This is a genomic window from Methylobacterium indicum, assembly GCF_001043895.1.
GTDB lineage: Bacteria > Pseudomonadota > Alphaproteobacteria > Rhizobiales > Beijerinckiaceae > Methylobacterium > Methylobacterium indicum.
Genome location: NZ_JTHF01000277.1, coordinates 1 through 24713, shown reverse-complemented (window position 1 = coordinate 24713; position 24713 = coordinate 1). Strand labels below are relative to the sequence as shown.

Genomic DNA, 24713 nt, shown 5'->3' with positions numbered 1-24713 from the left:
CGGGGCATAGATGCGCCGCCAAATCGGGGAGTCACGCGACCGATGACCGAACTCCGCCCCCGCCGCTCCGCCCTCCTGGTGCCGGCGACCGCAACCGCCCTGGCGACCGCGCGGTCCGAGCCCGTCGATGCCCTGATCCTCGACCTCGCCGATTCGCTCGCTCCCGCCGACCGGGAGGCGGGCCGCGCCCTGATCGCGTCCGGCCTGCGCGAGGGCGGGTTCGCCGCCGCCGAGGTGGTGGTGCGGATCAACGGCCTCGATACGCCCTGGGGCGAGGGCGACCTCGCCGCCGTGGCCGAGGCCGGCCCCGACGCGGTGCTGGTGCCGCGCGTCGAGGAGCCGGAGGACCTCGCCGGCTTCGGCAGCCGCCTGCGCCGCCTGCACGCGCCGGAGCGGGTGCGGGTCTGGGCCTGCCTCGACACGCCGCTGAGCATCCTCTCGGCGGAGGCCGTGGCGAGCGCGGTGCGCGACGTCGACGCGCGCCTCGCCTGCCTCGTCGTCGATGCCGGCGCGCTCGCCCGCGAGGGGCGGCTCCCGCCCGGCGCCCCGGAGGCCGGGCCGCTGCTGGCCTGGCTCGCCACGGCGCTCGCCGCCGCCCGCGCCCACGACCTCGACATCCTGCTCGATCCCGCCGACCGTCTCGATGTCGGCCGCGCCCGCGGCCTCGGCTTCGACGGCGCGGTGGTGGCCTCGGCGGCCGGGGCGCGGCGGGCCGAGGCGGCCTTCGCCCCCGACCCGGATGCGGTGGCCGCCGCCCGTGCCCTGGTGGCCGCCTTCGACGGTCCCGACGCGAGGGGCCAGGCGGGCATCGCCCATCTCGGCCGCACGGTGCTCCGGCGCGAGGGCGACGAGGCCCGCCGCCTCGTCGCCCTCGCCGACGCGGTGGCGGCCCGCGCCGGCGGCAAGGCATGACTGACCGCAGGATCGACCGCATGACCGACCGCACGACCGTCCCCTCGGGCGGCCTCGACGTCGCGATCCGGCTCCTCGACCCGCGGCTCACCGGCTGGGGCTTTCCGCGCTGGGGCTCGGCGCTGGCGGCCGGGCTCGACCTCCACGCCTGCCTCGACGGGGAGACCGTGATCGCCCCGCAGGCCCCGGCGATCCTGATCCCGGCGGGCTTCGCCCTGGCGATCCGCGACCCGGCCTGGTGTGCGATGGTGTATCCGCGCTCCGGCCTCGGGCATCGGGACGGGCTGGTGCTCGGCAACACCGTCGGGGTGATCGATGCCGATTACGAGGGCCCGCTGATGATCTCGGCCTGGAACCGCAACCCGCCGGATTCCGCCCCGATCGTCGTGCGGCCGGGCGAGCGCATCGCGCAGCTCGTCTTCACCCGCGTGGTGCGGCCGTCCCTGCGGGTGGTCGAGGCGTTTCCCGAGGTGGCGACGGAGACCGGCGCCCGCGGCGGCGGCGGCTTCGGCTCCACCGGGCGCGGCTGAGGGCGCGCGTGGACGCACTCGCCCCGCCCCGCCTCGTCCTGGCGCTCGCCGCCATGGTCGACATCGCGCTCCACGCCCGGCCGCAGCCGGTGAGCGCGAAGGCCCTGGCGGCGCGCCACGCCCTGCCGCCGCGCCACCTCGAGGCAGTGCTGCAAGCGCTGGTGCATCACGGCCTGCTCAAGGGCCTGCGCGGGCCGCATGGGGGCTACGAACTCGCCCGCGAGCGCCGCCGCATCAGCGCGGGCGATATCGCCCGCGCGGTGCTCGGCCCGGAGGCCGCCCCCGATCCGGAGGCGTTCCAGGCGGTCTTCGGCCTCGTGGTGGCGCCCCTGGTGGCGGAAGCGTCCGGCGCGTACCTTGCGACGCTCGACGCCGTGACCGTGGAAGACCTGTGCGGTCGCGCCGAAGCCGCCCGGCTCCCGGGACCCCGGGCCGGACCGGACTTCACCATCTAGGTAATCTTGCTCCGTCTTCGGTATGGAGGGCCGGAAGTGGTGCAGGATCAGGCTTTTGCTCGACGGCCGAAAAAAGGCGCCTGTCGGCGCGAAGCTTCCCAGGCTTAAAGAACGGTTTATCAAGCCGCGGTAGCTTGAGCCATCATCCGGTGCGAAGGGATACCCGGGGACCATGACCAATGCAGCCGATCCCGTCGTGGTGATCGTCACGGCCCGGCCCGATCCCGGCGGGCTGGCCCGGTTGTTCGCGTCCGACTACCCGACCCTCGCCTTCGCCGACCCCGCCGCCGCGCTGGTGGCCCTCGACCGCCACCCGGCCGACCTCGTGCTGATCGAGGCCGGCCCCGGCCTCGATCCGGTCGGCCTCGTCCGGACCCTGCGCCTTCGCCCCCGCCTCGCCCACGCCTCGATCCTGCTCGTCGCCGCCGGCGATCCGGCGGAGACCCGCGACCAAGCGCTCGCGGCCGGCGCCACCGACGTGGTGCTCGCGCCCCTCGACCCGTCCGACCTCGCCCTGCGCGGCCGCAACCTGATCGCGCTCGCCCGGGCGCAGGGCGCGGCCGAGGGCCGGACCCGGGCCCTGGCGCAGGAGGTCGAGCGGGCGGTGGCCGAGAGCCAGGAGCGCGAGCGCGAGATCATCCGCCGGCTGATGCTGGCGGCGGAGTACCGCGACGACCAGGCCGGCGGCCATCTCACCCGGGTCGCCGGCTGCGTGCTCGCCATCACCGACGGGCTCGGCCTGTCGGAGGAGGAGGGCAACGACATCGCGCTCGCCTCGACCATGCACGACATCGGCAAGATCGGCGTCGCCGACAGCATCCTGCGAAAACCCGGCCCGCTCACCGACGCGGAGCGGACCGAGATGATGCAGCACGCCCTGCGCGGCTACCGGATGCTGCACGACAGCCCGTCGCCCCTGCTGCGGCTGGCCGCCGAGATCGCGCTCACCCATCACGAGCGCTGGGACGGCGGCGGCTACCCGCAGGGCCTCAAGGGCACCGAGATCCCGCTCGCCGGCCGCATCACGGCGGTGGCCGACGTGTTCGATGCCCTGATCTCGGCCCGGGTCTACAAGCCGGGCTGGCCGTTGGAGCGAGCGCGCCGCTTCCTCGAGGAACAGTCCGGCGCCCATTTCGACCCGGCCTGCGTGACCGCCTTCCTGTCGCGCTGGGAGGATGTCGTGACCCTCGTCGAGGAGCGCCCGGCCGACCAGGCGGCGTGAGGGGCGGGGTTTTTCGCCCCCTCCGTCACGGCTTGCCGCCGCCCGGCCTCACCACCCCATCGTGCCGGGCTCGCCCTTGAACGGGCCGACGACCTTGCGGGTGATCCAGCCGCCATAGAAGCCGCCCGGCTGCGGTGTCACGCGCTCGTCGCCGACGAAGCACGCCTCCATCGCCCCGGCATAGAAGGCGATGTGGCCGGCGAGCGGCGCGAAGGCGCCGGTCGGCCGCGGATAGGCCCAGGCCGCCCGCTCCGCCCGCCGTCCCGGCCCCACCACGTCGTAGTAGAGGGCCCGGCCCTTCCACTCGCACAACGACCCGCCGCCGGCCGGCGCGAGCGCGCCGGGCAGGATGTCGTCGGGCGGCAGGTAATAGCTCGGCGGGTGGGAGGTCTCGAGCACGCGCCAGCCCCGCACCGTGTCGGCGAGGGTGATCCCGTCGAACACCACCCGCAGCCGCTCGGGCACCGGCTCCAGACGGGGTGGACGGGGATAGTCCCACACGCTCTCCTGGCCGGGACCCGCCGGATCGGGTTCGGGGTGGCCGCGCATCATGCCCTCGGTCTCCTGGCTGTGTCGCCGTCAACGCGGCGACCCGGAAAAGCGTCGCGCCCGGACGGGCCGATCTTGCCAGCGCGACCGTGGGCCGGCAGGTTCCGCCCCGGGCCGACCATGCGGCGGGGGATGCCGATCCTTCTCCCGGCGGGCGGCCGGAAGACGGGACGGCCAGACCAATGACCTTCGCCACTGGACAGAACGGCGCCGCCACGGTGCCGACGCCCCGCGCCGGGCTCCTCGACCGCCGCGCCTTCCTGGCCGGCTCGGCCGCCAGCCTCGGCGCGCTCGGGCTCGCCGGTTGCGCCACCACCGACGGCATGAGCTTCGCCCAGGCCTCGGCGCTCTACGGGCCGGTCCCGACGGAAAAGTTTCCGATCCCGGCGACCGACATCAGCAAGCTCGATCCCAAATACTACCGCCGCACGGTGCAGTACGCCTCCAAGGAAGCGCCGGGCACGATCGTCGTCGACCCGAAGAACTACTACGTCTACCGGATCGAGGAGGGGGGCCTGGCGACCCGCTACGGCGCCAATGTCGGCCGCGACGGGTTCCGCTGGAGCGGCGACGCCTATGTCGGCCGCAAGAGCGAGTGGGCGACCTGGACCCCGCCCCGCGAGATGATCAAGCGCCAGCCCGAGGCGGCGAAATGGGCCCGCGGCATGCCGGGCGGCCTCGAGAACCCGCTGGGCGCCCGCACCCTGCACCTGTACCAGAACGGCGCCTACACGCTCTACACGATCTACGCCAGCAGCGAGCCGGACACGATCGGCTCCGGCATCACCAGCGGCTGCGTCGGCCTGCTGAGCCAGGACATGATCCACCTGTACAACCAGACGCCGGTGAAGACGAAGGTGGTGGTGCTGCCGGCGTAACACCACGACATCACGCTGGATCCCGTTGGACGCGGGAACCGGCATGATGTTGGTTCGTGCGGGTTGCTGGTCCGGATGAACGGAATCCGAGATCCTGTTCGATCGGCGACAATGGAGTCCAACCTCTCCGTGTCATTCCGGGGCCACGACAGCGGAACCCGGAATTCAGAACTGCGGAAGGGGTCGAGGAAAGATCGCCCCACGTGCCGATCTTCGATCGACCAACACCTCAGGATGAGTTGCCGGTGGGATGAAGCATGCCGATCAGTCGAACGGGCTCTGATACTCGGTGCCCGTTCGAAGCTCACACCACAGAACGGGCCCCGTCTCGACGTGTCGGGACCCTGCCCCGACCCCTCACGCGTCGGTCACGCCCGCCGCGTCCTGGGCCTTCAGCACGTCCGGCCGCGGCATCGAGATGATGTTGTAGCCCGAATCGACGAAGTGGGTCTCGCCGGTGACGCTGCCCGAGAGCGGGGAGAGCAGGTAGAGGCCCGAGCCGCCGATATCCTCCAGCGTCGCGGTGCGGCGCAGGGGGGCGTGGGCGGCCTGGTGGTTGAACATCAGCCGGGCGTCGGCGATGCCCGCGCCCGCCAGCGTCCGCACCGGGCCGGCCGAGAGGGCGTTGACCCGGATGCCCTGGGGACCGAGATCGGCCGCGAGGTAGCGCACTGAGGCTTCGAGCGCCGCCTTGGCCAGCCCCATCACGTTGTAGTTCGGCATGACGCGGGTGGAGCCGCCATAGGTCAGCGTGAGCAGGGAACCGCCCGGCCGCATGCGCTTGGCCGCCCGCTGCGCCACTTCCGTGAACGAGAAGCACGAGATCACCATCGTGCGGGAAAAGTTCTCCCGCGTGGTGGCGTCGACGTAGCGGCCCTTGAGCTGCGCCTTGTCGGAGAAGCCGATGGCGTGGACGACGAAGTCGAAGCCCTCGGGCCAGGCCTCGTCGAGGGAGGCGAAGACCGCGTCGACGCTCGCCAGATCCTCGACGTCGCAGGGGAGGACCAGGGAGGAGCCGAGGGTCTGGGCCAGCGGCCCGACCCGGCGGCCCAGCGCCTCGCCCTGGTAGGTGAAAGCCAGTTCGGCTCCTTCAGCCGCCAGGGCCCGGGCGATGCCCCAGGCGATGGAGTGGTCGTTCGCGACGCCCATCACGAGGCCGCGTCTGCCTGCCATCAAACCCGTCACGCCCGATCCTCCGCTCGAGCCTTGTCCGACGAAGCGAAGACCGGTTCGTCTAGAGACAAGGCGACTAACTCAAAAAAGAGAGCCTCGCCCGATCGCAACGCGACCGGGCGAGGCTCTCGTGTCGGTGAAGCGGGCCTTTACGCGCCGAGCCGGCTCCTGTCCACGCCGCGCCGCGGATCAGGCGTCGACGTGCTTGAGCACCAGCGTGGCGTTGGTGCCGCCGAAGCCGAACGAGTTGCTCAGCACGTGGCCGAGCTGGGCGTCGTCCTTGCGGGCGCGCAGGATCGGCATGTCGGCGAAGGCCGGGTCCAGCTCGTCGATATGGGCGCTCTCGCAGATGAAGCCGTTATTCATCATCAGGAGCGAGTAGATCGCCTCCTGCACGCCGGTGGCGCCGAGGGAGTGGCCGGTCAGCGACTTGGTGGCGGCGATCGGCGGGCAGGTGTCGCCGGCGCCGAACACCTCGCGGATCGCCTCGATTTCCTTGTCGTCGCCGACGGGGGTCGAGGTGGCGTGCGGGTTGATGTAGTCGATCCTGGCGCCCTTCAGGCCCTCGATCGCCTGGCGCATGCAGCGCACCGCGCCCTCGCCGGACGGCGCGACCATGTCGTGGCCGTCGGACGTCGCGCCGTAGCCCGCGACCTCGCCGTAGATGCGCGCGCCGCGGGCGCGGGCGTGCTCGAGCTCCTCCAGCACCAGCACGCCGGCGCCGCCCGCGATGACGAAGCCGTCGCGGTTCTTGTCGTAGGCGCGCGAGGCCCGGGCCGGGGTGTCGTTGTACTTGGAGGACATCGCCCCCATGGCGTCGAACAGGACCGAGAGGGTCCAGTCCAGCTCTTCGCAGCCGCCCGCGAAGATGATGTCCTGGCGCCCGGCCTGGATGATCTCGGCGGCGTTGCCGATGCAGTGGTTCGAGGTCGCGCAGGCCGACGAGATCGAATAGTTCACGCCCCGGATCTTGAACCAGGTCGCGAGCGTCGCCGAGGCGGTCGAGGACATCGCCTTGGGCACCGCGAAGGGCCCGACGCGCTTCGGCCCCTTGGCGCGGGCGATATCGGCGGCCTCCACCAGGGCGCGGGTCGAGGGACCGCCGGAGCCCATGATGATGCCGGTACGCTCGTGCGACACCTCGGCCTGCTCGAGGCCGGCATCGCGGATCGCCTGCTCCATCGCGACGTGGTTCCAGGCGGTGCCGCCGCCGTGGAAGCGCATCGCGCGCCGGTCTACCACCTCCTCGGCGTCGAGGGTCGGCGCCCCCGCGACCTGGCTGCGGAAGCCGTGGGTCGCGAAGTCCTCGGCGCGGGAGATGCCCGAGCGCGCCTCGCGCAGCGAGGCCAGGACCTCCTGGGTGGAATTGCCGATGGACGAGACGATGCCCATCCCGGTGATTGCCACACGCCTCATGATCGTCGGAACCCTCCGGAGCGGCGCCGCGGACAAGCCCGTGGACGCAAGCGGGCGCTCTCGCCACGCGGGTGTCACCTAGGCGCAGCGTCACCCAATCTCAACTGCCCATCGCGGGGAAAGGCTCCCGGCGGGCACGGCGTATCCGCATCCGCATCCGCATCCGCGCCAGGTGCCCGCACCGATGGGCGGGGCCGACCCGCGCTCGCGGGCCGGGACGCGCGTCAGGCCGCGGGCGTCGCCGCCTGGAACAGGCCGACGCGCAGGTCGCTCGCCTCGTAGATCCGCCGGCCGTCGGCCTCGAGCCAGCCGTCGGCGATGCCGAGCACCAAGCGGCCCTGGCGCACCCGCTTCAGGTCGACGCCGTAGACGACCTTCTTGACGGTCGGCAGCACCTGATCGCTGAACTTCACCTCGCCGACGCCGAGCGCGCGGCCGCGGCCCGGCGAGCCGAGCCAGCCGAGATGGAAGCCGACCATCTGCCACAGCGCGTCGAGGCCGAGGCAGCCGGGCATCACCGGGTCGCCCTGGAAGTGGCAGGGGAAGAACCAGAGATCGGGCCGCACGTCGAGCTCGGCGACGACGTGGCCCTTGCCGTAGGCGCCGCCCTCGCGGCCGATCGAGGTGATGCGATCGAACATCAGCATCGGCGGCAGCGGCAGCTGGGCGTTGCCGACGCCGAACATCTCGCCGCGGCCGCAGGCCAGCAGATCCTCGTAGGAGAAGTGCGAGGGCCGGCTCGGGGCGTCGGCGGCGGAGGTCTGGTCGACGGACATGTCGGGGGCGAATTCCTCGTGCGGGACGTCGCGGAGATCCCGGCGATGAGCCGGGCCGCGGCAGGGTGGCGCTTCGTTAACACAGCGTCGGGGACTGTTCAAAGCCGGGCCACCGGCCTAGTCTGTAACACTTCTGATCTGCGCCGCTACGGCCGTGGTCGGGTTGCGGCAGGGCGGACGGGGGCTTATAACGGCGGGGATCCTTGCTGCCGTCCAACGAGTCGATAGTCCCGCTGATGAACGACCTGTCGCCCCTGCGCGCCGTCCTCGGCGCCCGCGTCCCGGCCCTCGAGACCGGCGCTGCCGGGCAGCGCCGCGGCTGCCCGCTGTCGGAGCTGCGGGACCGTTTGCGCCGTGCCGGCCTGCGGCCGACCCGCCAGCGCCTGTCCCTCGGCTGGCTGCTGTTCGGCAAGGGCGACCGGCACCTCACCGCCGAGATGCTGTACGACGAGGCGATGCGGGCGAAGGTCCCGGTGTCGCTGGCCACGGTCTACAACACCTTGCATCAGTTCACCGAGGCCGGCCTGCTGCGCCAGCTCGCGCTCGACGGCTCCAAGGCGTATTTCGACACCAACCCGAGCGAGCACCACCACTTCTTCCTCGAGGAAGAGGGCCAGGTTCTCGACATGCCGGATTGCGGCATCACCGTCGATTCGCTGCCCCAGGCCCCCGAGGGCATGGAGATCGCCGGCGTCGAGGTGATCGTGCGCCTGCGCCGCCGCACCGGTCGCGCCTGATCCGCCGCGCCTGTCGACAGCCGATTGCGAACGAAGGAAGGGCCGTGTCTCCGCCAGGAGCGCGGCCCTTCTGCCGTGTGGAGAGGGATGCCCCCTCACTCCACCTTCTCGTTCGGATAGACCCCCCAGAGCCGGTCCTGGCGCATGTAGCCGTCGACGTCGCCGCGCTTCTGCGGCAGCGCCACGATGAGCCGGCACCAGGTGCCGTCGCAGGTCTTCACGCTGCCGATCACCCCGGCCTGGAGCTGGGCCACCACGCCGCTTCCCATATCGGCCCGGTCGTAGAGCGGCACGGGCGCGCCCTTGTCCTTGTCGCCGCGGTTGAGCACCACGGCGGTGCGCCGGCCCGACAGCAGCGAGTGCAGCACCCAGCCCTCCGTGCCCTCCGAATCGCGGATGCGGCGCCAGGTCTCGTATTCGGCGATGATCTCGACCGGCAGGCCGGCGCGCTGGAAGACCCACAGGGTGCGGTGGTCCTTCGACGGTCCCTCGCGCAGGTTCACCCGGTCGGTCTTCAGGCTGACGTAGCGCGGGATCGGCAGCTTGGTCGCCGGCCCGATGGTGACGCCGATCTCGCCGGGGGCGGGGTTGGCGGCGGGGCTCGGCGGCGCGGCGAGGGCGGGCACCGCCAGCAGCAGGAAGGCGGGAATCGCCAGGGCGAGAAGGCGCGGGTGGAGCGTCACGATCGGTCTCCCATCCGGCGGCGCCAGGGCCGCGGCGCGGATTGTCTTCCGGTTGGCCTCTGCTAGAGAGGCCGCCGGGCGGCGGGCCCCGGGATCGAGGGGTTGCGTATCCGCCCGTATCGCCGGGACGTGGTTAACGGGGCGTAACGACCCCTGTGGCCCGCACCAAGGCGGGGCTTTTCGCCGGGCCGTTGCGTCGCCTATCGTGCGATGCGGACGCCTGTTACGCGTGTCGGGGCCGCACGGACGGGCCGGGGGCCTGCCCGGGGGCGAGGGAGGGATCATGTCGTTGAAGCGCAAGCCGCTCGTGGTGGTCACCCGGCGCCTGCCGGACGTCGTGGAGACGCGGATGCGCGAATTGTTCGACGCGCGCCTCAACCACGAGGACACGCCGCTGTCAGGGGCCGCGCTGGCCCACGCCCTGCAGGAGGCCGACGTCCTCGTGCCGACGGTCACGGACGAGATCGACGCCTCGGTGCTCGCCCAGGCCGGGCCGAACCTGCGCCTGATCGCCAATTTCGGCAACGGCGTCGACCATATCGACGTCGGCGTCGCGCTCCAGCGCGGCATCACGGTCACCAACACGCCGGGCGTGCTGACCGAGGACACCGCCGACATGACCATGGCGCTGATCCTGTCGGTGGCGCGCCGGGTCACCGAGGGCGCCCGGATCATTCCGGACGATGCCTGGTCGGGCGGCTGGTCGCCGACCTGGATGCTGGGCCGGCGCATCACCGGCAAGCGCCTCGGCATTGTCGGCATGGGCCGCATCGGCCAAGCGCTGGCGCGCCGCGCGAAGGCCTTCGGCCTGTCGATCCACTACCACAACCGCCGCCGGGTCGGCGCCCGGATCGAGAGCGACCTCGAGGCGACCTACTGGGAATCCCTCGACCAGATGCTGGCGCGGGTCGACATCGTGTCGGTCAACTGCCCGCACACGCCGGCCACCTACCACCTGCTCTCGGCCCGGCGCCTCAAGCTGCTGAAGCCCGAGGCCGTGGTGGTCAACACCGCCCGCGGCGAGGTGATCGACGAGACCGCGCTCGCCCGCCTGATCGAGGTCGGCGACATCGCGGGCGCCGGCCTCGACGTGTTCGAGCAGGAGCCGGCGGTGAGCCCGCGCCTCGTCAAGCTGGCGAAGGCCGGCAAGGTGGTGCTGCTGCCGCACATGGGCTCGGCCACCCACGAGAGCCGCGTCGACATGGGCGAGAAGGTCATCATCAACATCAAGACCTTCCTCGACGGCCACCGGCCGCCGGACCGGATCCTGCCCAGCATGCTGTGAGGCAGGCATGCGCCCGGCCACAGGCCGGGCGCATCTCGCGATCAGCCCTGCAGCGTCGCCTTCAGGCTGATCTTGGCGTTCAGCACCTTGGAGACCGGGCAGTTCTTCTCGGCGATGCCGGCGAGCTCGTCGAACTTTTGCTGATCGATGCCCGGGATCTTCGCCGTCAGGGTCAGGGCCGACGCCGTGATGGTGAAGCCGTCGCCGTCCTTCTCCAGGCTCACCACGGCTTCCGTGCGCAACTCGTCGGCGGTGAAGCCGGCGCCCTGGAGCTGGAAGGCCAGCGCCATCGTGAAGCAGCCGGCATGCGCCGCCGCGATCAGTTCCTCGGGGTTGGTGCCCGGCTCGGTCTCGAAGCGGGTGTTGAAGCCGTAGGGGTTGTTCGACAGCACGCCCGACTGGGTCGTGAGCTGGCCCTTGCCCTCCTTGCCGTTGCCCTGCCAAACGGCGTTCGCCTTGCGGTTCATGGCCTCGTCTCCCGTGACGTCGCGCGGGTCCGTCCCGTCGCGCTCACGCCACAGGTAGGTCACGGCGCCGTCAGGTCATCCGTCCCACAGGTCATCCCTCACGCAGGTCGTCCTCGGTTTCCGCATCGATCACCCGGCGGGCGAGGGCGAGGGCGAACCCGGCCCGCGCCATCGCGGCGAGGTCGCGCTCGCGGGCGGCGGCCCGGGACGAGGATTGTCGGAAAGGGCCGAGGCGGCGCCGCTTCGCATAGGCGAGAGCGGCCTCGTCCTCGCTGCCGTCCTCCTGCTCGGCCAGCACCGCCCCGACCGTCTCGCGGTCGACCCCCTTGGCGGCGAGTTTGGCGCCGATCGCCCGGGCCGAGCCGCCGCGGCGGCGCAAGGAGCGCACCTTGGCGGCCGCGAAGGCGGCATCATCCACGAGGCCGGCGCCCAGTGCCCGGGCCACCACCGCCTCGATCATCTCCGAAAAATCGTCGGGCGCCTCGCCGCGCAGGCGGCAGCGGGTCTCGACCCGGCGCCGGAGCACGCGGCGCAGCATCTCGGCCGAGGCGCCGTAGCGTTCGAGGTAGTAGAGCGCGGCCCGCTCCAGGTAGGCGGGGGTGATCGGCCGCGCCGCCCTCAAAGCGCCATCGCGGCCGAGTTCATCGGCGCCGTCCCGGATCGCCTCCGTCCCGGCGGAGGCGTCCGCCCCGGGCCCGTGCGAGGGGTGATGCCGGCGTTTCTGCACAAGCGTGAATCCTTCTTCCTTCTGATCGCCCTCGCCCTGGGCGCGGTGGCCGGCGCGGTCCTGTACCTGTCGCGGCCGACGACCCTGCGGGTCGCGGTCGGGCCCCGCGACCGGGTCGAGACCCATCTGATCCAGGCCTATGCCGACGCGCTCGCCCGCGCCCGCGAGGATATACGCCTCGAAATCGTGCCTTACGACGACGTGCGCGACAGCGCCGCGGCGCTTCAGACCGGCCGCGCCGACCTCGCGGTGGTGCGCCCCGACGTGCGCCTGCCCGAGAACGGCCTGACGCTGGCGGTGCTGCACGATGAAGCCCTGATCATCGCCGCCCCCCCCGATTCCGGCATCCAGGCCTTTTCGGATCTGGCCGGCAAGCGCCTCGGCCTCGTCGCCCATCACGGGGCCGACCAGCCCCTGGTCGCGAGCCTGCTCGCCTATTACGCCCTGACACCGGCCCCCGCCGGCGCCGCGCCGGCCCCGGCCGATCCCGGCGGCGCCTTGCCCGCCGCCGCCGGCAGCGTCGCCCTCGTCCCCCTGCGGGCCGGCGAGGTCGCGGCGGCTCTGGCCGATCACCGGATCGACGCCGCCGCGGTGATCGCCGCACCCTCCGCCAAATCCGCCGCCCGGGTGGTGCAGGCGGTGGAGGCGGCCTCGCCGGGCCGCGGCGCGACCATCGTGGCGATCCCCGACGGCGAGGCCATCGTCCAGCGGCTGCCCGAGCTGCAGACGGTCACGATCGCGGCCGGCACCTTCGGGGGCCGTCCGAAGCGCCCGGACGACGAGGTGAAGACGGTCGGCGCCTCCTACCGGCTGATGGCTCGCGCCTCCTTGAGCCGCGATACCGCCGCGAGCGTGACCCAGCACCTGTTCGAGCTGCGCTCGCGGCTTGCCGCGATGGTACCGACCGCCAACCTGATGAAGGCGCCGGATTTCGACAGCGCCGCCGAGGCGACGAGCGCCCGCCTGCCGATCCATCCCGGCGCGGTCGACTATTACGAGCGCGAGCAGCAGACGTTCCTGCAGCGCTACGAGGACTGGGTGTACCTCGTGGCGTTCTTCGGCGGCGGCCTCGGCTCGGCGGTGGCCTGGCTCGGCCAGCGCCTCGCCCGCGAGCAGCGCGCCCGCATCGACGCCGTCCTCGACCGGCTGCTCGCCATCCTGATCGAGGCGCGAGGCACGCAGGATCCCGCCGCCCTGGAGGCTCTGGCGGTCGAGATCGACGGCCTCGTCATCGACGTGGTGCGCCATGCCCGGGCGCACGACACCGATGTCCGCACGATGAGCGCGCTGATCCTGGCGGTGGATGCCGCCCGCGCCGCGGTGGCCGATTGCCGGCGGGACGGCACGCCGATGCGGGAGCGGTCGGGGCGGGTCCTGTCGCTGAGTTCGGCCGGGAGTGGGTGACCCACGACCCATCAGGTGATGAGGCGGTCGCGCTCCCTCAGGGCCGGAAACAGCCGTCCCCACAAGGCCGCCACCGCGACCGTCGCGACCCCACCCGCCACCACCGCCGGCACCGCACCGATGAAGGCGGCGAGCGTGCCGGATTCGAACTCGCCGAGTTCGTTCGAGGCGCCGATGAACACGGTGTTGACCGCCGCGACCCGGCCGCGCATCGCGTCCGGCGTCTCGCCCTGGACCAGGCTCTGGCGCACGTAGACGCTGACCATGTCGGCCGCCCCCGTGACGAACAGGCAGACCATCGACAGCGGCAGCGAGGTCGAGAGGCCGAAGCCGATCGTCGCGAGACCGAATACCCCGACGGCGACGAGGAGCCGCGGGCCGACGCCGCGGGTCAGGGGCCGATGGGCGAGGAGGATCGCCATCAGGACCGAGCCGAGCGCCGGCATGCTGCGCAGGAGCCCGAGGCCGAGGGGGCCGACGAACAGCACCTCCTGGGCGAAGATCGGCAGGAGTGCGGTGGCACCCCCGAGCAGCACCGCCACGAGGTCGAGGGTGATGGCCCCCAACACCACCGGCTGCGAGCGGATATAGGTGAGGCCGGCGAGCAGCGTCGACCAGGTCACGGCGGGCCGGGTGGCGACGGCGGCCGGCCGCGGCCGGATGCCGATGATGCTGGCGGCGGCGAGCGCGAAGCAGGCGGCGGCGAGGCCGAACACGACGGCCGGTCCGAGCGCGTAGAGCAGGCCGCCGAAGGCCGGGCCGGTGACCGACGCGCTCTGCCACAGCGAGGAATTGAGCGCGATGGCGCTGCCGAACTGCTCGCGCGGCACCAGGGTCGGCAGGAGGGCCTGGCTCGCCGGGTTGGCGAAGGCCCGGGCGGTGCCGACTAGGATCATCAGGGCGTAGACCGGCCAGGCCGGCGCCGTACGGGAGAGGGCGAGCGCCATCAGGCCGAGCCCGGCGAGCGCCAGCAGCCCGTAAGCCAGAGCCGCCACCCGGCGTCGGTCGTAGGTGTCGGCGACGTGGCCGGTGACCAGGGCGCCCAGCATCGCCGGTGCGAAGCTCGCCAGCCCGACGAAGCCCAGCGCCAGGGCGCTGCGGGTGAGATCGTAGACGAACCAGCCCACCGCCACCGCCTGCATCTGATAGGCCAGACCGGTGAGGAAGCGGGCCCCGCCGAAGAGCCGGAAGTCGCGGTTGCGGAAGAGCGTCCAGCCGGACGGCGCGGGGGAGTGCATGGTCGGTCCGTGCCCCGCCGACCTTGCGGGGCGGGGTTCAGGAGGAGAGCCCGTCGGGCGGGCCGGTCAGGCGGGGGTCTTGGTCAGGCGAGCGCCTTGCGGGCGAGGAGCGAGAGGCCGAAGGCCAGGGCCGAGACGGCGACCGAGATCGCGATGAACAGCGTCCGCCGCGGCTCCTGCGCCGATTCGGCCCGCACCGGCTCGACGATCATGCTGAAGAACTCGATCTGCCGGTCGGCGATCATCCGTGAGCGCTCCCGCGCGGCGATCGTCGCCGCGTAGTACTTCTCGGCGTTCTTGCGCTCGGCGTCGAGCTCCTCGAACTTGGTCAGCGTCGCCGAGAGCACCCGGCGCTGCTCCGGATCCTGGTTGGCCGCCTCGCGCTCGATGCGCGCGATGGTGTCGTCGAGCTGGGCGATCTGTGCCTTGAGGTCCTGGACGCTGCGGCTGTCGTCGCGCAGATCGCGCTGGAGCAGGCTGAGCTTGACCGCGAGGTTGATCCGTTGCGTCCGGATCTCGGCGACCATCTTCAGGTTGGTGTCGTTGGATTTCTGGGCGTCGAGCACGCCGTCGCGGTTGCGCAGGTCGCGCACCGCGAGCTGGACCTTCATCAGCCGCGCCTCGGCGCGCTTCATCTCGCGCTCGCTCTCCGCCAGGGCGTCGGTTCGGGCCCGCTCGGTGAGCTGGTTCACCAGCCGCTCGCTCTCGGCGAGCACGGCCTTGTTCAGCGTCAGGGAATCGTCCGGGTCGAAGGCGTTGACCGACACCTCGATCAGGCCGGAGGACTCGACACTGACCTTGACCCGGTCGGCCCAGTATTTAACCAGCTTCTCGATCGGCTTCGCGGGATCGAAGCGGGAATACTGATCGATGTCGTCGCGGGAGAACATCCGGCGCAGCGGCAGGCTGCGCTCCAGCGTCTCCACCATCGTGCGGCTCTTGATGTACTCGCCGACGATCATCGAATCCTGGGCGATCATCTGGGCCGGAATGCTCGACGTGGTCCCGACCGAGTCGGGCGTCGCCTTCTCGGCGCCGCCGATCGCCGGCCGCAGGGCGAAGCGGGCATCGGTCACGTAGCGGTCCGACAGGTAGAAGCCGAAGAACACCGCGCTGCCGAGCGACGGGATCACGAACAGGAACAGGCACAGGAGCGGGGTCACGATGTCCCGGCGCCGATGCGCCCGGATCGTGCGGATCGTGGTCTTGTTCGGGTTCGAGAAGCGCGACACCCGGGCCGCCTGCCGCAGGGCCTCGCCGATCATCCGGGAGCGGTCGGCGGGGCTGAGCGCCTTGCCTTCCGGGTTGCGGGCGTCGATCGTCATGGACAGGTGTTCCGGCTGCGGTCGGGGCCGGGGCGCGGGGCGCGCCGGCCGGCAGGGAGGGCATGGAGCGGGGCGGCGGCGCTCACTGGTTGAGGCGCTGGTAGACCTCGATCGCGTCGTTGACGTCGGGATAGATCACGGCACGGCCGTTCGCCAGCACGATCCCCTGCTGGGCATAGTCGCGGATCGTGTCCATCGAGTGCGAGCACATGATGATGTCGGCGTTCGCCCGCCGCTGGCTCCATACTTCCTCGCAGCGCTTGGCGAAGCGGGCATCGCCGACGCCGGTGATCTCGTCGACGATGTAGCAGTCGAACGGGATCGCCATGCTCATCCCGAAGGCCAGCCGCGCACCCATGCCGGACGAGTAGTTGCGGATCGGCACGTTCATGTAGTCGCCGAGCTCGGCGAAATCCTCGACGAAGGCGAGTACCCGGCGCGGATCCTCGCCGTGGATGCGCGCGACGAAGATCACGTTCTCGCGGCCGGTCATGAACGGGTGGAAGCCGCCGGCGAAGCCGAGCGGCCAGGAGATCCGGGTGGTGCGGATCACCCGGCCCCGGGTCGGCAGCTCGCAGCCGGCGAGCAGGCGCAGCGTCGTCGACTTGCCGGCGCCGTTGATCCCGAGGATGCCGTAGCTCACGCCCGGCTTCAGCGTCAGCGACGCCTGGTCGAGGATGACGCGGCGGTATCCGTCCGTCTTGTAGATCTTGGTGACGTTGTCGAGGCGGATCATCGGCGGAAAGGCACGCTCGCAGGGCTGGCGGTCGCCGTCCGGACGAAGGGCCGGACGGCCAAGGCCTGTCCGATCATGCGCCGCGCCGGCATCCACACGGTTAACGAGGCCGGCCGCGTCGGCCGGCAGCGTCGGGGCTTAAGCGGAGAAAGCGGCGAATCTGAGAAGGATCGCCTCCGCGGACCCTGGGGGCGGGATCGCGGGCGACGTCCGTCGCGGTTCCGTACATCGCGCGCCAGGTTCAAGTTATTATAAAGTAAAATCGCGGCGCGCCGTCGTCTTGAGTTCGGCAGGCTTTCGATTAAAAGCCGCTCCCATTCGTATCGTTGACGGAAAGACGCCCGTGCTGATTGCGTTCCTGATCATGCTGCGCGAGGGGATCGAGGCGGCCCTGATCGTCGGCATCATCGCGGGATACCTCGCCCAGACCGGGCGGCGGGCCTGGATGCCGGCGGTGTGGGGCGGCGTCGTCCTGGCGGCGTGCCTCTGCCTGGCCCTGGGTCTCGGCCTGCAGGCGATCGGCGCCGAGTTTCCGCAGAAGCAGCAGGAACTGGCCGAGGGCGTGATCGCGCTCCTCGCTGCCGGGATGCTGTGCACGATGGTGTTCTGGATGCGCAAGGCGGCCCGCTCGGTGCGGGCCGAGCTGCACGGCGCCGTCGACGAGGCTCTCTCCCGCGGCGGCAGGGCGCGGGGCGGCTTCGGGCTCGCCGTCATGGCCTTCCTGGCGGTCGGCCGCGAGGGGCTCGAATCGGTGTTCTTCCTCCTCGCCACGGTGCAGCAGGATGTCGGCTGGGGCGTGCCCGTCGGCGCTGGCCTCGGTCTTCTCGCCTCGCTCGCGATCGGGATCGCGCTTGCCAAGGGCGCGGTCCGCCTCGACCTGCGGCGCTTCTTCCGCTGGACCGGCGTGTTCATCCTGTTCGTGACCGCGGGGTTGCTCGCCAGCGCGCTCAAGGCCTTCCACGAGGCCGGGCTGTGGAACCACCTCCAGGCCACCGCCTTCGATCTCGGTCACGTTCTGCCCGCCGACACGGTGCTGGGCACCCTGCTCACCGGCATCTTCGGCTACCAGGAGGCGCCGGCCTGGGGCGAGGTGATCCTCTATCTCGGCTTCCTGATCCCGGCCCTCTGGGCCTTCCTGGCGAGCGCCCGGCCGGCGCCCGCCGCGCAAGCCCGCCACGCCTGATTGCCTGAAGGACATCCCCGATGACCGCCCGCCGGCCGGCCGCCCTCGCCATCCTCCTCCTCTCCGCCGGTCCCGCCCTGGCGCAGCCCCCCGAGCCCGTCGCCGTCACGGTGACCGACAAGGGCTGCGAGCCCGCCGCCCTCACGGTCCCGGCGGGCAAGTCGGTGTTCAAGATCAGCAACAAGAGCCGGCGCGTCCTGGAATGGGAGATCCTCCAGGGCACGATGATCGTCGAGGAGCGGGAGAACATCATCCCGGGCTTCGTGCAGTCGCTCTCGGCGACGCTCCAGCCCGGCACCTACGCGATGACCTGCGGGCTCCTCAGCAACCCGAGGGGCACCCTCACGGTGACGGCGGCCGCTGCCGCCGCCCCGGGCGCCCCCGATCCGATGGCCCTCGTCGGCCCGCTCGCCGCCTACAAGCTCTACGTGATGACCGAGGTCGATGCGTTCCAGGCGCAGACCGCCGCCTTCGTGGCGGCGGTGAAGGCCGGGAAGATCGCCGAGGCCAAGGCCCTCTACCCGCAGGCGCGCCGCCACTACGAGCGGATCGAGCCGGTGGCGTCCCTGTTCAACGACCTCGACAAGAGCATGGATGTGCGGGCCGACGACTTCGAGAAGAAGGAGGCCGATCCCGGCTTCATCGGCTTCCACCGCATCGAGAAGGGGTTGTGGGCCGACAACAGCACGGACGGGCTGGCGCCCCATGCCGACCGGCTGCTCGCCGACGCCACCGAACTCAAGCGCCGCATCGCCGACCTGACGATCCCCCCGGCCCGGATGGCGGGCGGCGCCGCCGGCCTGATCGAGGAGGTCGCCGCGACCAAGATCTCCGGCGAGGAGGACCGTTACAGCCGCACCGACCTGTGGGACTTCCACGCCAACGTCGAGGGCTCGCGCAAGATCTTCGACCTCCTGCGTCCCCTGGTGGCGCCGCGCGACCCCGACCTCGTCGCCCGCACCGAGAAGAATTTTTCGCGGGTCGAGTCGCTGCTGGCGAAGTACCGGACCGAGGATGGCGGCTTTGCCCCCTACGACCACCTGAGCGATCGCGACCGCAACGCGCTCAAGGCCCCGATCACCGTGCTGGCCGAGGACCTCTCGACCCTGCGCGGCAAGCTCGGCCTGGATTGAGGCGCCGCCCATGGCCTCCTGCCCGTTCTCGACCTCCCGCCGCTCGCTGCTGCGAGGCCTCGCGCTCGGCACCGGCGCCGCCGCGCTCAGCTCCGGCTCGGGCCGCGCCGCCGACGCGACGCCCTCGGCGCAGAGCGACGGCACCCTCGACCGCCAGCCGTTCCACGGCCCGCATCAGGCCGGCATCGTCACGCCGCAGCCCGCCGCCGCCCTGTTCGTCGCCCTCGACGTGCTGGCGGAAGATCGCGGCGAGCTCGCCAAGCTGTTTCGGGTGCTGACCGAGCGCTTCGCGTTCCTGAGTGCCGGCGGGCCCGTGCCCTCCCTCGACCCCCGGCTGCCGCCGGCGGATTCCGGCATCCTCGGACCGCAGGTCCTGCCCGACAACCTGACCGCCACGCTCGCCGTCGGCGCGAGCCTGTTCGACGACCGCTACGGGCTGGAGGGCGCCAGGCCGCGGCACTTGCGCCCGATGGACCGGTTCCCGAACGATTCCCTCGACGGCAAGCTCTGCCACGGCGATCTGCTTCTGCAATTCTGCGCCAACACCGCCGAGACCAACCTTCACGCCCTGCGCGACGTGATCCGCCACACCCCGGGCCTCGTCGCGTTGCGCTGGAAGCTCGAGGGGATGCTGCCGCCCCACGTCGTCAAGCGGCAGGGGCAGGACACGGTGCGCAACTTCCTCGGCTTCAAGGACGGCACCGCCAACCTCGACGCCGCCGACGCCGCCCTCATGCGCCGCCAGGTCTGGGTCCAGCCGGGCAGCGGCGAACCCGGCTGGGCTGCGGGCGGCTCCTACCAGGTCGTGCGGATCATCCGGAACTTCGTCGAGCGCTGGGACCGCACCCCGCTCGGCGAGCAGGAGCGGATCTTCGGCCGCCACAAGGACAGCGGCGCGCCCCTCGGGGCGACCGACGAGCACGCCCTGCCGGACTACGCCTCGGACCCGGCCGGGGTCCGCACGCCGATGGACGCCCATATCCGGCTCGCCAACCCGCGCACCGCCGAGACGGCGTCGAGCCTGATCCTGCGCCGTGGCTACAACTATTCGGCCGGGATCACCCCGTCGGGCCAGCTCGACATGGGCCTCCTGTTCTGCTGCTTCCAGGCCGACCTCGATGCCGGGTTCGTGGCGGTGCAGAACCGGCTCAACGGCGAGCCGCTGGAGGAATACATCAAGCCGGTCGGCGGTGGGTACTTCTACGCCCTGCCGGGCGTGCCCGAGCCGGGCGGCTTCCTGGGGCAGGGGCTGCTGGTCGGGGCCTGAGCGCGGGCCCGATCCTCCCTATTCCGCCTCGTCGGTCCCGGGCGGCTCCGGCAGCGCCATGACCCGGGGCGTATGACCCGTCGCCTCCAGGAAGCGGATCAGGTCGCCCGGCGCCACGGCCGTGGTGGCGCCGTTGTGGAGCGGGTGGAAGTTGACCGGGTCGTGCGCCATCAGCCCGGCATCGAGGATCACCGCCACGGCGCCGTCGCGGTCGTTGACGAGGCCGAACGGCGTCACCGAGCCCGGACGCACGCCGAGGCGCTCGTAGAGCAGATCCGGCGAGCCGAAGGAGAGCCGGCCGGTGGCGCCGAGCGGCCCGTGCAGGCGCTTGAGGTCGATCCGCGCCTCGGCCTCCGCCACGACGAGGAAGAGCCTCCCGCGCTTGTCCTTCAGAAACAGGTTCTTCGAGTGCCCGCCCGGAATCCCGGCCTTGAGGTCGCGGGATTCCGAGACCCGGTGCACGGGCTCGTGCGCCACGGTGGCGTGCGCGATACCGAGGCGGTCGAGGAGCGCGAACAGCTCCTCGGGGGTCGCTGCACTCATTGCGTTCGGCTCACGCGGCGAGGTGGCGGCCGAGCGCCGCCGGATCGACGTTGCCGCCCGACAGGATCACCCCGACTCGCTTGCCCTGCACCGGCACCGCGCCCTCGAAGGCGGCCGCCGCCGCGAGGCAGCCGGTCGGCTCGACGACGAGCTTCATCCGCTCGACGAAGAACCGCATGGCCGAGACGAGCTGGGCGTCCGTCGCCGTCACGATGCCGGCGGCCTCGCGCTGGATGATCGGGAAGGTGTGCTGGCCGAGATGCGTGGTGAGCGCCCCGTCGGCGATCGAGACCGGAACCGGGATCCGCACCACCTCGCCCTTGGCGAGCGATTGCTGGCCGTCGTTGCCGGCCTCGGGCTCGACGCCCCAGATCGCGACCTCCGGCGACAGGGCCCGGGCCGCGAGGCACGAGCCGGCGAGCAAGCCGCCCCCGCCGAGGCAGACGAGGAGCACGTCGAGGGGGCCGACCTCCTCGATCAGTTCCTTCACGGCGGTGCCCTGGCCGGCGATCACGTCCGGGTGGTCGTAGGGCGGGATCATCGACAGGCCGCGCGCCTCGGCGATCCCCCGGCTCACCGCCTCGCGGTCTTCCTTGTAGCGGTCGTAGGTCACGATCTCGGCGCCGTAGCCGCGGGTCGCCGCGACCTTGATGGCGGGAGCGTCGTGCGGCATCACGATGACGGTCGGCACGCCCTGGAGGGCGCCCGCATACGCGATCGCCTGGGCGTGGTTGCCCGACGAGAAGGCGAGCACGCCGCGTTGGCGCTGCTCGGGCGAGAGCGCCGCGATGGCGTTGCAGGCACCCCGGAACTTGAAGGCGCCGGCCCGCTGCAGCGGCTCGGCCTTGAAGAACAGGGTGGCGCCGGTCCGTGCGTCGGCGGTGCGGGAGGTGAGCACGGGCGTGCGGTGGGCGATGCCGCGGATGCGCTCCGCGGCGGCCTCGACGTCGGCGAAGGTGACGCTCATCAGCGGTTCTCGAAGTTGGGTTTGCGCTTCTCGACGAAGGCCTTCATGCCTTCCTTCTGGTCGTGGGTGGCGAAGAGCCCGTAGAAGACCCGGCGCTCGTAGCGGATGCCCTCGGTGAGCGTGGTCTCGAAGGCGCGGTCTATGCTCTCCTTGGCCACCATCACGGCGGGCAGCGACATCGACGCGATGGTCTCGGCCGCCTTCATCGCCTCGGCGAGGAGATCGGCCGCCGGCACGACGCGGGCGACGAGGCCGGAGCGCTCGGCCTCCGCCGCATCCATCATCCGGCCGGTGAGGCAGAGCTCCATCGCCTTGGCCTTGCCGACCGCGCGGGTCAGGCGCTGGGTGCCGCCCGCACCCGGGATGACCCCGAGCTTGATCTCGGGCTGGCCGAACTTGGCGGTGTCGGCGGCCAGGATGAAATCGCACATCAGCGCCAGCTCGCAGCCGCCGCCGAGCGCGTAGCCCGCCACCGCGGCGATGATCGGCTTGCGGCGCCGGCCGACCTTGTCCCACTCGCCGAACGGGTCGGCCATGTAGAATTCGGGGTGGGTGCGGTCCTGCATCTCGCGGATGTCGGCTCCGGCGGCGAAGGCCTTGTCCGAGCCGGTGATGACGATGCAGCTGATGCCCGCGTCGGCCTCGTAGCCGTCGAGCGCATGGTTCAGCTCGGCGATCAGCGCGTTGCAGAGCGCGTTCAGCGCCGCCGGGCGGTGCAGGGTGACGAGCGCCACGCGCCCGCGGGTCTCGACCCGGATGTTCTCGTAGTCCACGGCGTTCTCCCGATCGTCTCTCCCGCTTGGCTAGGGGAGGGCGAAGCGGGGCGCAAGCAGGTCGACGGGAGGGCAGGGCTGCCGGAGGAGCACCCCCGTACCTTCATCTTCCGTGCCATCCCGGGGCCGCGCAGCGGAGCCCGGGATCCGTAGCCGCCGACGAGGCGGGACGAAGCGAGCCGCGTTCCGCTTCATCCCGAACGGTCAGCGGCTATGGATCCCGGGTTCTCGCCTGCGGCGAGCCCCAGGATGACGTTGAGGGTTGCAGAACCGCCGGGAGGCGACCGATCACGCCGGCGGTGGCGGGTCCGGCGCTTCGACCACCGCCTGGCGCTGGAGCTGCAGGGCGACGAACCAGCACAGCGAGGCCCAGGCGGCGCCGATGCACCAGCCGGCGAGCACGTCGCTCGGCCAGTGCACGCCGAGATAGATCCGGCTGATGCCGACGAGCAGCGTGGTGACGACGCCGAGCCCCATCACGAACGCCTTCACCCGGCCCGAGCGCTCGACCCGGGCGAGCAGGATCGCCAGCGTCAGGTAGGCAATGGCCGACAGCATGGCGTGACCGCTCGGGAAGCTCGCCGTGAAGGTCTCCATGCCGTGCGGCACCAGGTCGGGCCGCGGGCGGTGGAAGAACAGCTTGAGCCCCGTCGACAGCAATTCGCCGCCGCCGATCGCGATCACCACGAACAGGGCGGCGCGCCGCCGCGCGGTGATCGCCAGATAAAGCACCACGCAGGCCGTGACGTAGACGATGCCGAACACGCTGCCGAAGGCCGTGATGTCGCGCATCGTCTCGGGCAGCCAGGACGGCCCGATCGGCTGGGCGAGGTCGCCGGGGACGCGAAGCGCCAGGAGCAGCCGGTCGTCGAAGCCGAACGAGCCGCCCTCGCGGATCTCGTCGGCGAGCTTGAAGAATCCGAAGCCGAACAGGCTGACGGCGAGCAGCGAGGCGAGCGGCCCGATCTCGTTGAGGCGCAGGCGCAGCCACACCGCCGTGGCGTGGCGCCGGAACGGAATCTCGACCATCAGGCGCCCCCGAACGGAAACCGGCCGCGGGGCTCCCAGGGCCCGCCGAGATAGCGCCAGAGCAGGAGCCCGGTCCCGGTGATCGTGCGGGGCACGAAGGACGCCTCCAACTCGCGGTGGAGCGCGCGGGCCTCCTCCGGCGCGACCTTGTTCTGCACGGTGACGTGGGGCCGGTAGCCCTGCCGGTCCTGCGGCGTCAGCCAGGGCTCGAACGTCGTGGCGAGGCGCCCGCGCAGGGCCGAGAGCCGGCTAGACGCGAGCGTGTAGGCGACGCCGCGGCCGATGAAGCGCAGGCCCGCGACCTCGACCGGCATCGGCGCCTCCGCCCGCACCGAGGCGGCTAGAGCCTCGACCACGGCGCGCTCCTCCTCCCCCGGCAGGTGGTGGAAGAGCGTGACATGGGCGGGAATCTTGTTGAGGGCCGGCGGGAAGTGGCGGCGGCGCTGGCCGTCGAACTCCGCGAAGGCGGCCTCGTCGAGTTCCAGGGTGAGGATCAGGGGGGCTTGCGACATCCTTCAGGCGACATGGCGCAGGCGGCCGCAAAGGCCAGGGCTGCCGGTGCTGTTCAGCTCCCGCCGTTCCCGCTACACGGCGCCCATGCGCGACAGCACCGACATGGTCCATCTCGGCCGGGATGGCTGGCTCTTCCTGACCGGCGGCAGCAACCGGGTGCGGGAGCAGTACCGGGCGAGCCTGCCCGTCGCCTGGCGGCTGTGGCGCTGGCGCCGGCTGGTCGAGGCCCGCACCGCGAAGGCCGCGTCCCTCGGCCTGCGCGCCTTCCACGTCGTGGTGCCGGAAAAGCTCAGCATCTACGACGACCGCCTCGACGGGCTGTCCCTCGACCCGGCGCTCTCCCCGGCCCGCCGGCTCGGCGTACGGCTCGCCCGCTCGCGGGTCGCCGGCTCCTGGATCGACCTCGTCGGCCCGTTGCGGGCGGCGCGCGACGCCGAACCGCCGCTGTATCTGCGCACCGACACGCACTGGAGCCAGGAGGGCTGCCGGCTCGCCTTCGGCGAGATCATGCGGGCGATGGGCGCGGTGCCGCCGGCCGACCTCGCGGGCCGGCCGTTCCACGACCATGACGGGGTGCGCGACCTCGGCGCCAAGCTCGACCCGCCGTGGCGCGAGACGATGCGGGTGCACGAGGTCCAGCGCGACGCCGTGCGGGTCTTCGCCAACCCGCTCGTCGAGGGCCACGAGGCGCGGGGCACGGCGGCCGACCTGCATGTCGGCGCCCACGTGGTCTTCCGCAACGACAGCCCGGCCGCCGACCCGCGGACCCTGATGCTGTTCGGCGATTCCTGC

27 protein-coding genes are annotated in these 24713 nt (G+C 71.9%); 12 read left to right on the top strand and 15 right to left on the bottom strand.

The window, feature by feature from the left end; genetic code table 11:
• Window positions 1-42: 42 nt before the first annotated feature.
• The 4 genes from QR78_RS27110 to QR78_RS27095 all read left to right on the top strand — a co-directional run bounded on the left by QR78_RS27110 (window position 43) and on the right by QR78_RS27095 (window position 3119).
• Window positions 43-912, top strand: coding sequence for an aldolase/citrate lyase family protein (locus QR78_RS27110; RefSeq protein ID WP_048430715.1), 870 nt, complete (start codon window positions 43-45; stop codon window positions 910-912).
• A 20-nt stretch (window positions 913-932) separates the two neighbouring features.
• A complete protein-coding gene (dut, locus tag QR78_RS27105; protein ID WP_048430714.1) occupies window positions 933-1442 on the top strand; it encodes a dUTP diphosphatase in 510 nt (169 codons plus the stop codon).
• An 8-nt stretch (window positions 1443-1450) separates the two neighbouring features.
• On the top strand, window positions 1451-1897 hold the full coding sequence (locus tag QR78_RS27100) for an RrF2 family transcriptional regulator (RefSeq protein ID WP_082171835.1): 447 nt from the start codon (window positions 1451-1453) through the stop codon (window positions 1895-1897).
• Between the two features lie 172 nt (window positions 1898-2069).
• A complete protein-coding gene (locus tag QR78_RS27095) occupies window positions 2070-3119 on the top strand; it encodes an HD-GYP domain-containing protein (protein WP_048430713.1) in 1050 nt (349 codons plus the stop codon).
• A gap of 48 nt (window positions 3120-3167) precedes the next feature.
• Here the strand turns inward: QR78_RS27095 and QR78_RS27090 are convergent, their stop codons facing one another.
• Window positions 3168-3668, bottom strand: coding sequence for a DUF427 domain-containing protein (locus QR78_RS27090; RefSeq protein ID WP_048430720.1), 501 nt, complete (start codon window positions 3666-3668; stop codon window positions 3168-3170).
• Window positions 3669-3850: 182 nt separating this feature from the next.
• Here QR78_RS27090 and QR78_RS27085 point away from each other — a divergent pair, with 182 nt between their 5' ends.
• A complete protein-coding gene (locus QR78_RS27085) occupies window positions 3851-4546 on the top strand; it encodes a L,D-transpeptidase (RefSeq protein WP_048430712.1) in 696 nt (231 codons plus the stop codon).
• A gap of 357 nt (window positions 4547-4903) precedes the next feature.
• Here QR78_RS27085 and fabI read toward each other — a convergent pair whose 3' ends face one another.
• The 3 genes from fabI to fabA form a co-directional block, all read right to left on the bottom strand.
• Window positions 4904-5731: an enoyl-ACP reductase FabI gene (gene fabI, locus QR78_RS27080; RefSeq protein ID WP_048430711.1), complete on the bottom strand. Its 828-nt coding sequence runs from the start codon at window positions 5729-5731 to the stop codon at window positions 4904-4906.
• Window positions 5732-5908: 177 nt separating this feature from the next.
• Window positions 5909-7135, bottom strand: coding sequence for a beta-ketoacyl-ACP synthase I (gene fabB / locus QR78_RS27075; protein ID WP_048430710.1), 1227 nt, complete (start codon window positions 7133-7135; stop codon window positions 5909-5911).
• A 224-nt stretch (window positions 7136-7359) separates the two neighbouring features.
• Entirely contained in the window at window positions 7360-7911 is a 552-nt protein-coding gene (gene fabA, locus QR78_RS27070) for a 3-hydroxyacyl-[acyl-carrier-protein] dehydratase FabA (protein ID WP_048430709.1), read from the bottom strand.
• Window positions 7912-8147: 236 nt separating this feature from the next.
• Between fabA and irrA the strand changes: the two genes are divergently transcribed.
• Window positions 8148-8648, top strand: coding sequence for an iron response transcriptional regulator IrrA (gene irrA / locus QR78_RS27065; protein ID WP_048430708.1), 501 nt, complete (start codon window positions 8148-8150; stop codon window positions 8646-8648).
• A gap of 95 nt (window positions 8649-8743) precedes the next feature.
• Here the strand turns inward: irrA and QR78_RS27060 are convergent, their stop codons facing one another.
• Window positions 8744-9358: an SH3 domain-containing protein gene (locus QR78_RS27060; protein WP_048430719.1), complete on the bottom strand. Its 615-nt coding sequence runs from the start codon at window positions 9356-9358 to the stop codon at window positions 8744-8746.
• A 253-nt stretch (window positions 9359-9611) separates the two neighbouring features.
• Here QR78_RS27060 and QR78_RS27055 point away from each other — a divergent pair, with 253 nt between their 5' ends.
• A complete protein-coding gene (locus tag QR78_RS27055) occupies window positions 9612-10616 on the top strand; it encodes a 2-hydroxyacid dehydrogenase (protein WP_048430718.1) in 1005 nt (334 codons plus the stop codon).
• 41 nt (window positions 10617-10657) lie between these two features.
• On the opposite strand, the gene QR78_RS27050 is transcribed toward QR78_RS27055, so the two are convergent.
• Window positions 10658-11083, bottom strand: a complete 426-nt coding sequence (locus QR78_RS27050) for an OsmC family protein (RefSeq protein WP_048430707.1) — start codon at window positions 11081-11083, stop codon at window positions 10658-10660.
• A gap of 91 nt (window positions 11084-11174) precedes the next feature.
• Entirely contained in the window at window positions 11175-11810 is a 636-nt protein-coding gene (locus QR78_RS27045) for a regulatory protein RecX (protein WP_048430717.1), read from the bottom strand.
• On the opposite strand from QR78_RS27045, the gene QR78_RS27040 reads away from it, so the two are divergent.
• A complete protein-coding gene (locus QR78_RS27040; protein WP_048430706.1) occupies window positions 11793-13214 on the top strand; it encodes a TAXI family TRAP transporter solute-binding subunit in 1422 nt (473 codons plus the stop codon). The genes QR78_RS27045 and QR78_RS27040 overlap by 18 nt on opposite strands.
• A gap of 11 nt (window positions 13215-13225) precedes the next feature.
• Here QR78_RS27040 and QR78_RS27035 read toward each other — a convergent pair whose 3' ends face one another.
• The 3 genes from QR78_RS27035 to QR78_RS27025 all read right to left on the bottom strand — a co-directional run bounded on the left by QR78_RS27035 (window position 13226) and on the right by QR78_RS27025 (window position 16513).
• Complete coding sequence (locus QR78_RS27035) at window positions 13226-14452, bottom strand: MFS transporter (RefSeq protein WP_048430705.1); 1227 nt, start codon at window positions 14450-14452, stop codon at window positions 13226-13228.
• 83 nt (window positions 14453-14535) lie between these two features.
• Window positions 14536-15777, bottom strand: coding sequence for a KpsE/RkpR family capsule polysaccharide export protein (locus QR78_RS27030; RefSeq protein ID WP_048430704.1), 1242 nt, complete (start codon window positions 15775-15777; stop codon window positions 14536-14538).
• Between the two features lie 82 nt (window positions 15778-15859).
• Window positions 15860-16513 carry an ABC transporter ATP-binding protein gene (locus QR78_RS27025; RefSeq protein ID WP_048430703.1) on the bottom strand — a complete coding sequence of 218 codons (654 nt, stop codon included), beginning with the start codon at window positions 16511-16513 and terminating at the stop codon, window positions 15860-15862.
• Between the two features lie 343 nt (window positions 16514-16856).
• On the opposite strand from QR78_RS27025, the gene efeU reads away from it, so the two are divergent.
• From efeU to efeB, 3 genes are read left to right on the top strand one after another with little or no spacing between them, the layout of a single operon-like run.
• Window positions 16857-17696, top strand: coding sequence for an iron uptake transporter permease EfeU (efeU, locus tag QR78_RS27020; RefSeq protein ID WP_048430702.1), 840 nt, complete (start codon window positions 16857-16859; stop codon window positions 17694-17696).
• A 20-nt stretch (window positions 17697-17716) separates the two neighbouring features.
• Window positions 17717-18829 carry an iron uptake system protein EfeO gene (gene efeO / locus QR78_RS27015; RefSeq protein WP_048430701.1) on the top strand — a complete coding sequence of 371 codons (1113 nt, stop codon included), beginning with the start codon at window positions 17717-17719 and terminating at the stop codon, window positions 18827-18829.
• A gap of 10 nt (window positions 18830-18839) precedes the next feature.
• Window positions 18840-20096 (top strand): iron uptake transporter deferrochelatase/peroxidase subunit, encoded by a 1257-nt coding sequence (gene efeB, locus QR78_RS27010; protein WP_048430700.1) that lies wholly within the window; start codon window positions 18840-18842, stop codon window positions 20094-20096.
• Window positions 20097-20114: 18 nt separating this feature from the next.
• Here efeB and QR78_RS27005 read toward each other — a convergent pair whose 3' ends face one another.
• The 5 genes from QR78_RS27005 to QR78_RS26985 form a co-directional block, all read right to left on the bottom strand.
• On the bottom strand, window positions 20115-20639 hold the full coding sequence (locus QR78_RS27005; RefSeq protein WP_048430699.1) for a prolyl-tRNA synthetase associated domain-containing protein: 525 nt from the start codon (window positions 20637-20639) through the stop codon (window positions 20115-20117).
• A 10-nt stretch (window positions 20640-20649) separates the two neighbouring features.
• A complete protein-coding gene (locus tag QR78_RS27000; protein ID WP_048430698.1) occupies window positions 20650-21606 on the bottom strand; it encodes a threo-3-hydroxy-L-aspartate ammonia-lyase in 957 nt (318 codons plus the stop codon).
• Window positions 21606-22379, bottom strand: a complete 774-nt coding sequence (locus tag QR78_RS26995; RefSeq protein ID WP_048430697.1) for an enoyl-CoA hydratase — start codon at window positions 22377-22379, stop codon at window positions 21606-21608. The genes QR78_RS27000 and QR78_RS26995 overlap by 1 nt, the downstream gene beginning before the upstream one ends.
• Window positions 22380-22667: 288 nt before the next feature.
• Complete coding sequence (locus tag QR78_RS26990; protein ID WP_048430696.1) at window positions 22668-23408, bottom strand: phosphatase PAP2 family protein; 741 nt, start codon at window positions 23406-23408, stop codon at window positions 22668-22670.
• Window positions 23408-23920, bottom strand: a complete 513-nt coding sequence (locus QR78_RS26985) for a 2'-5' RNA ligase family protein (RefSeq protein WP_048430695.1) — start codon at window positions 23918-23920, stop codon at window positions 23408-23410. Before QR78_RS26985 ends, QR78_RS26990 begins: the two co-directional genes overlap by 1 nt.
• An 85-nt stretch (window positions 23921-24005) precedes the next feature.
• Here QR78_RS26985 and QR78_RS26980 point away from each other — a divergent pair.
• Window positions 24006-24713 (top strand): alginate O-acetyltransferase AlgX-related protein (locus QR78_RS26980; protein WP_048430716.1); only part of this gene is annotated, 708 nt, incomplete at its 3' end.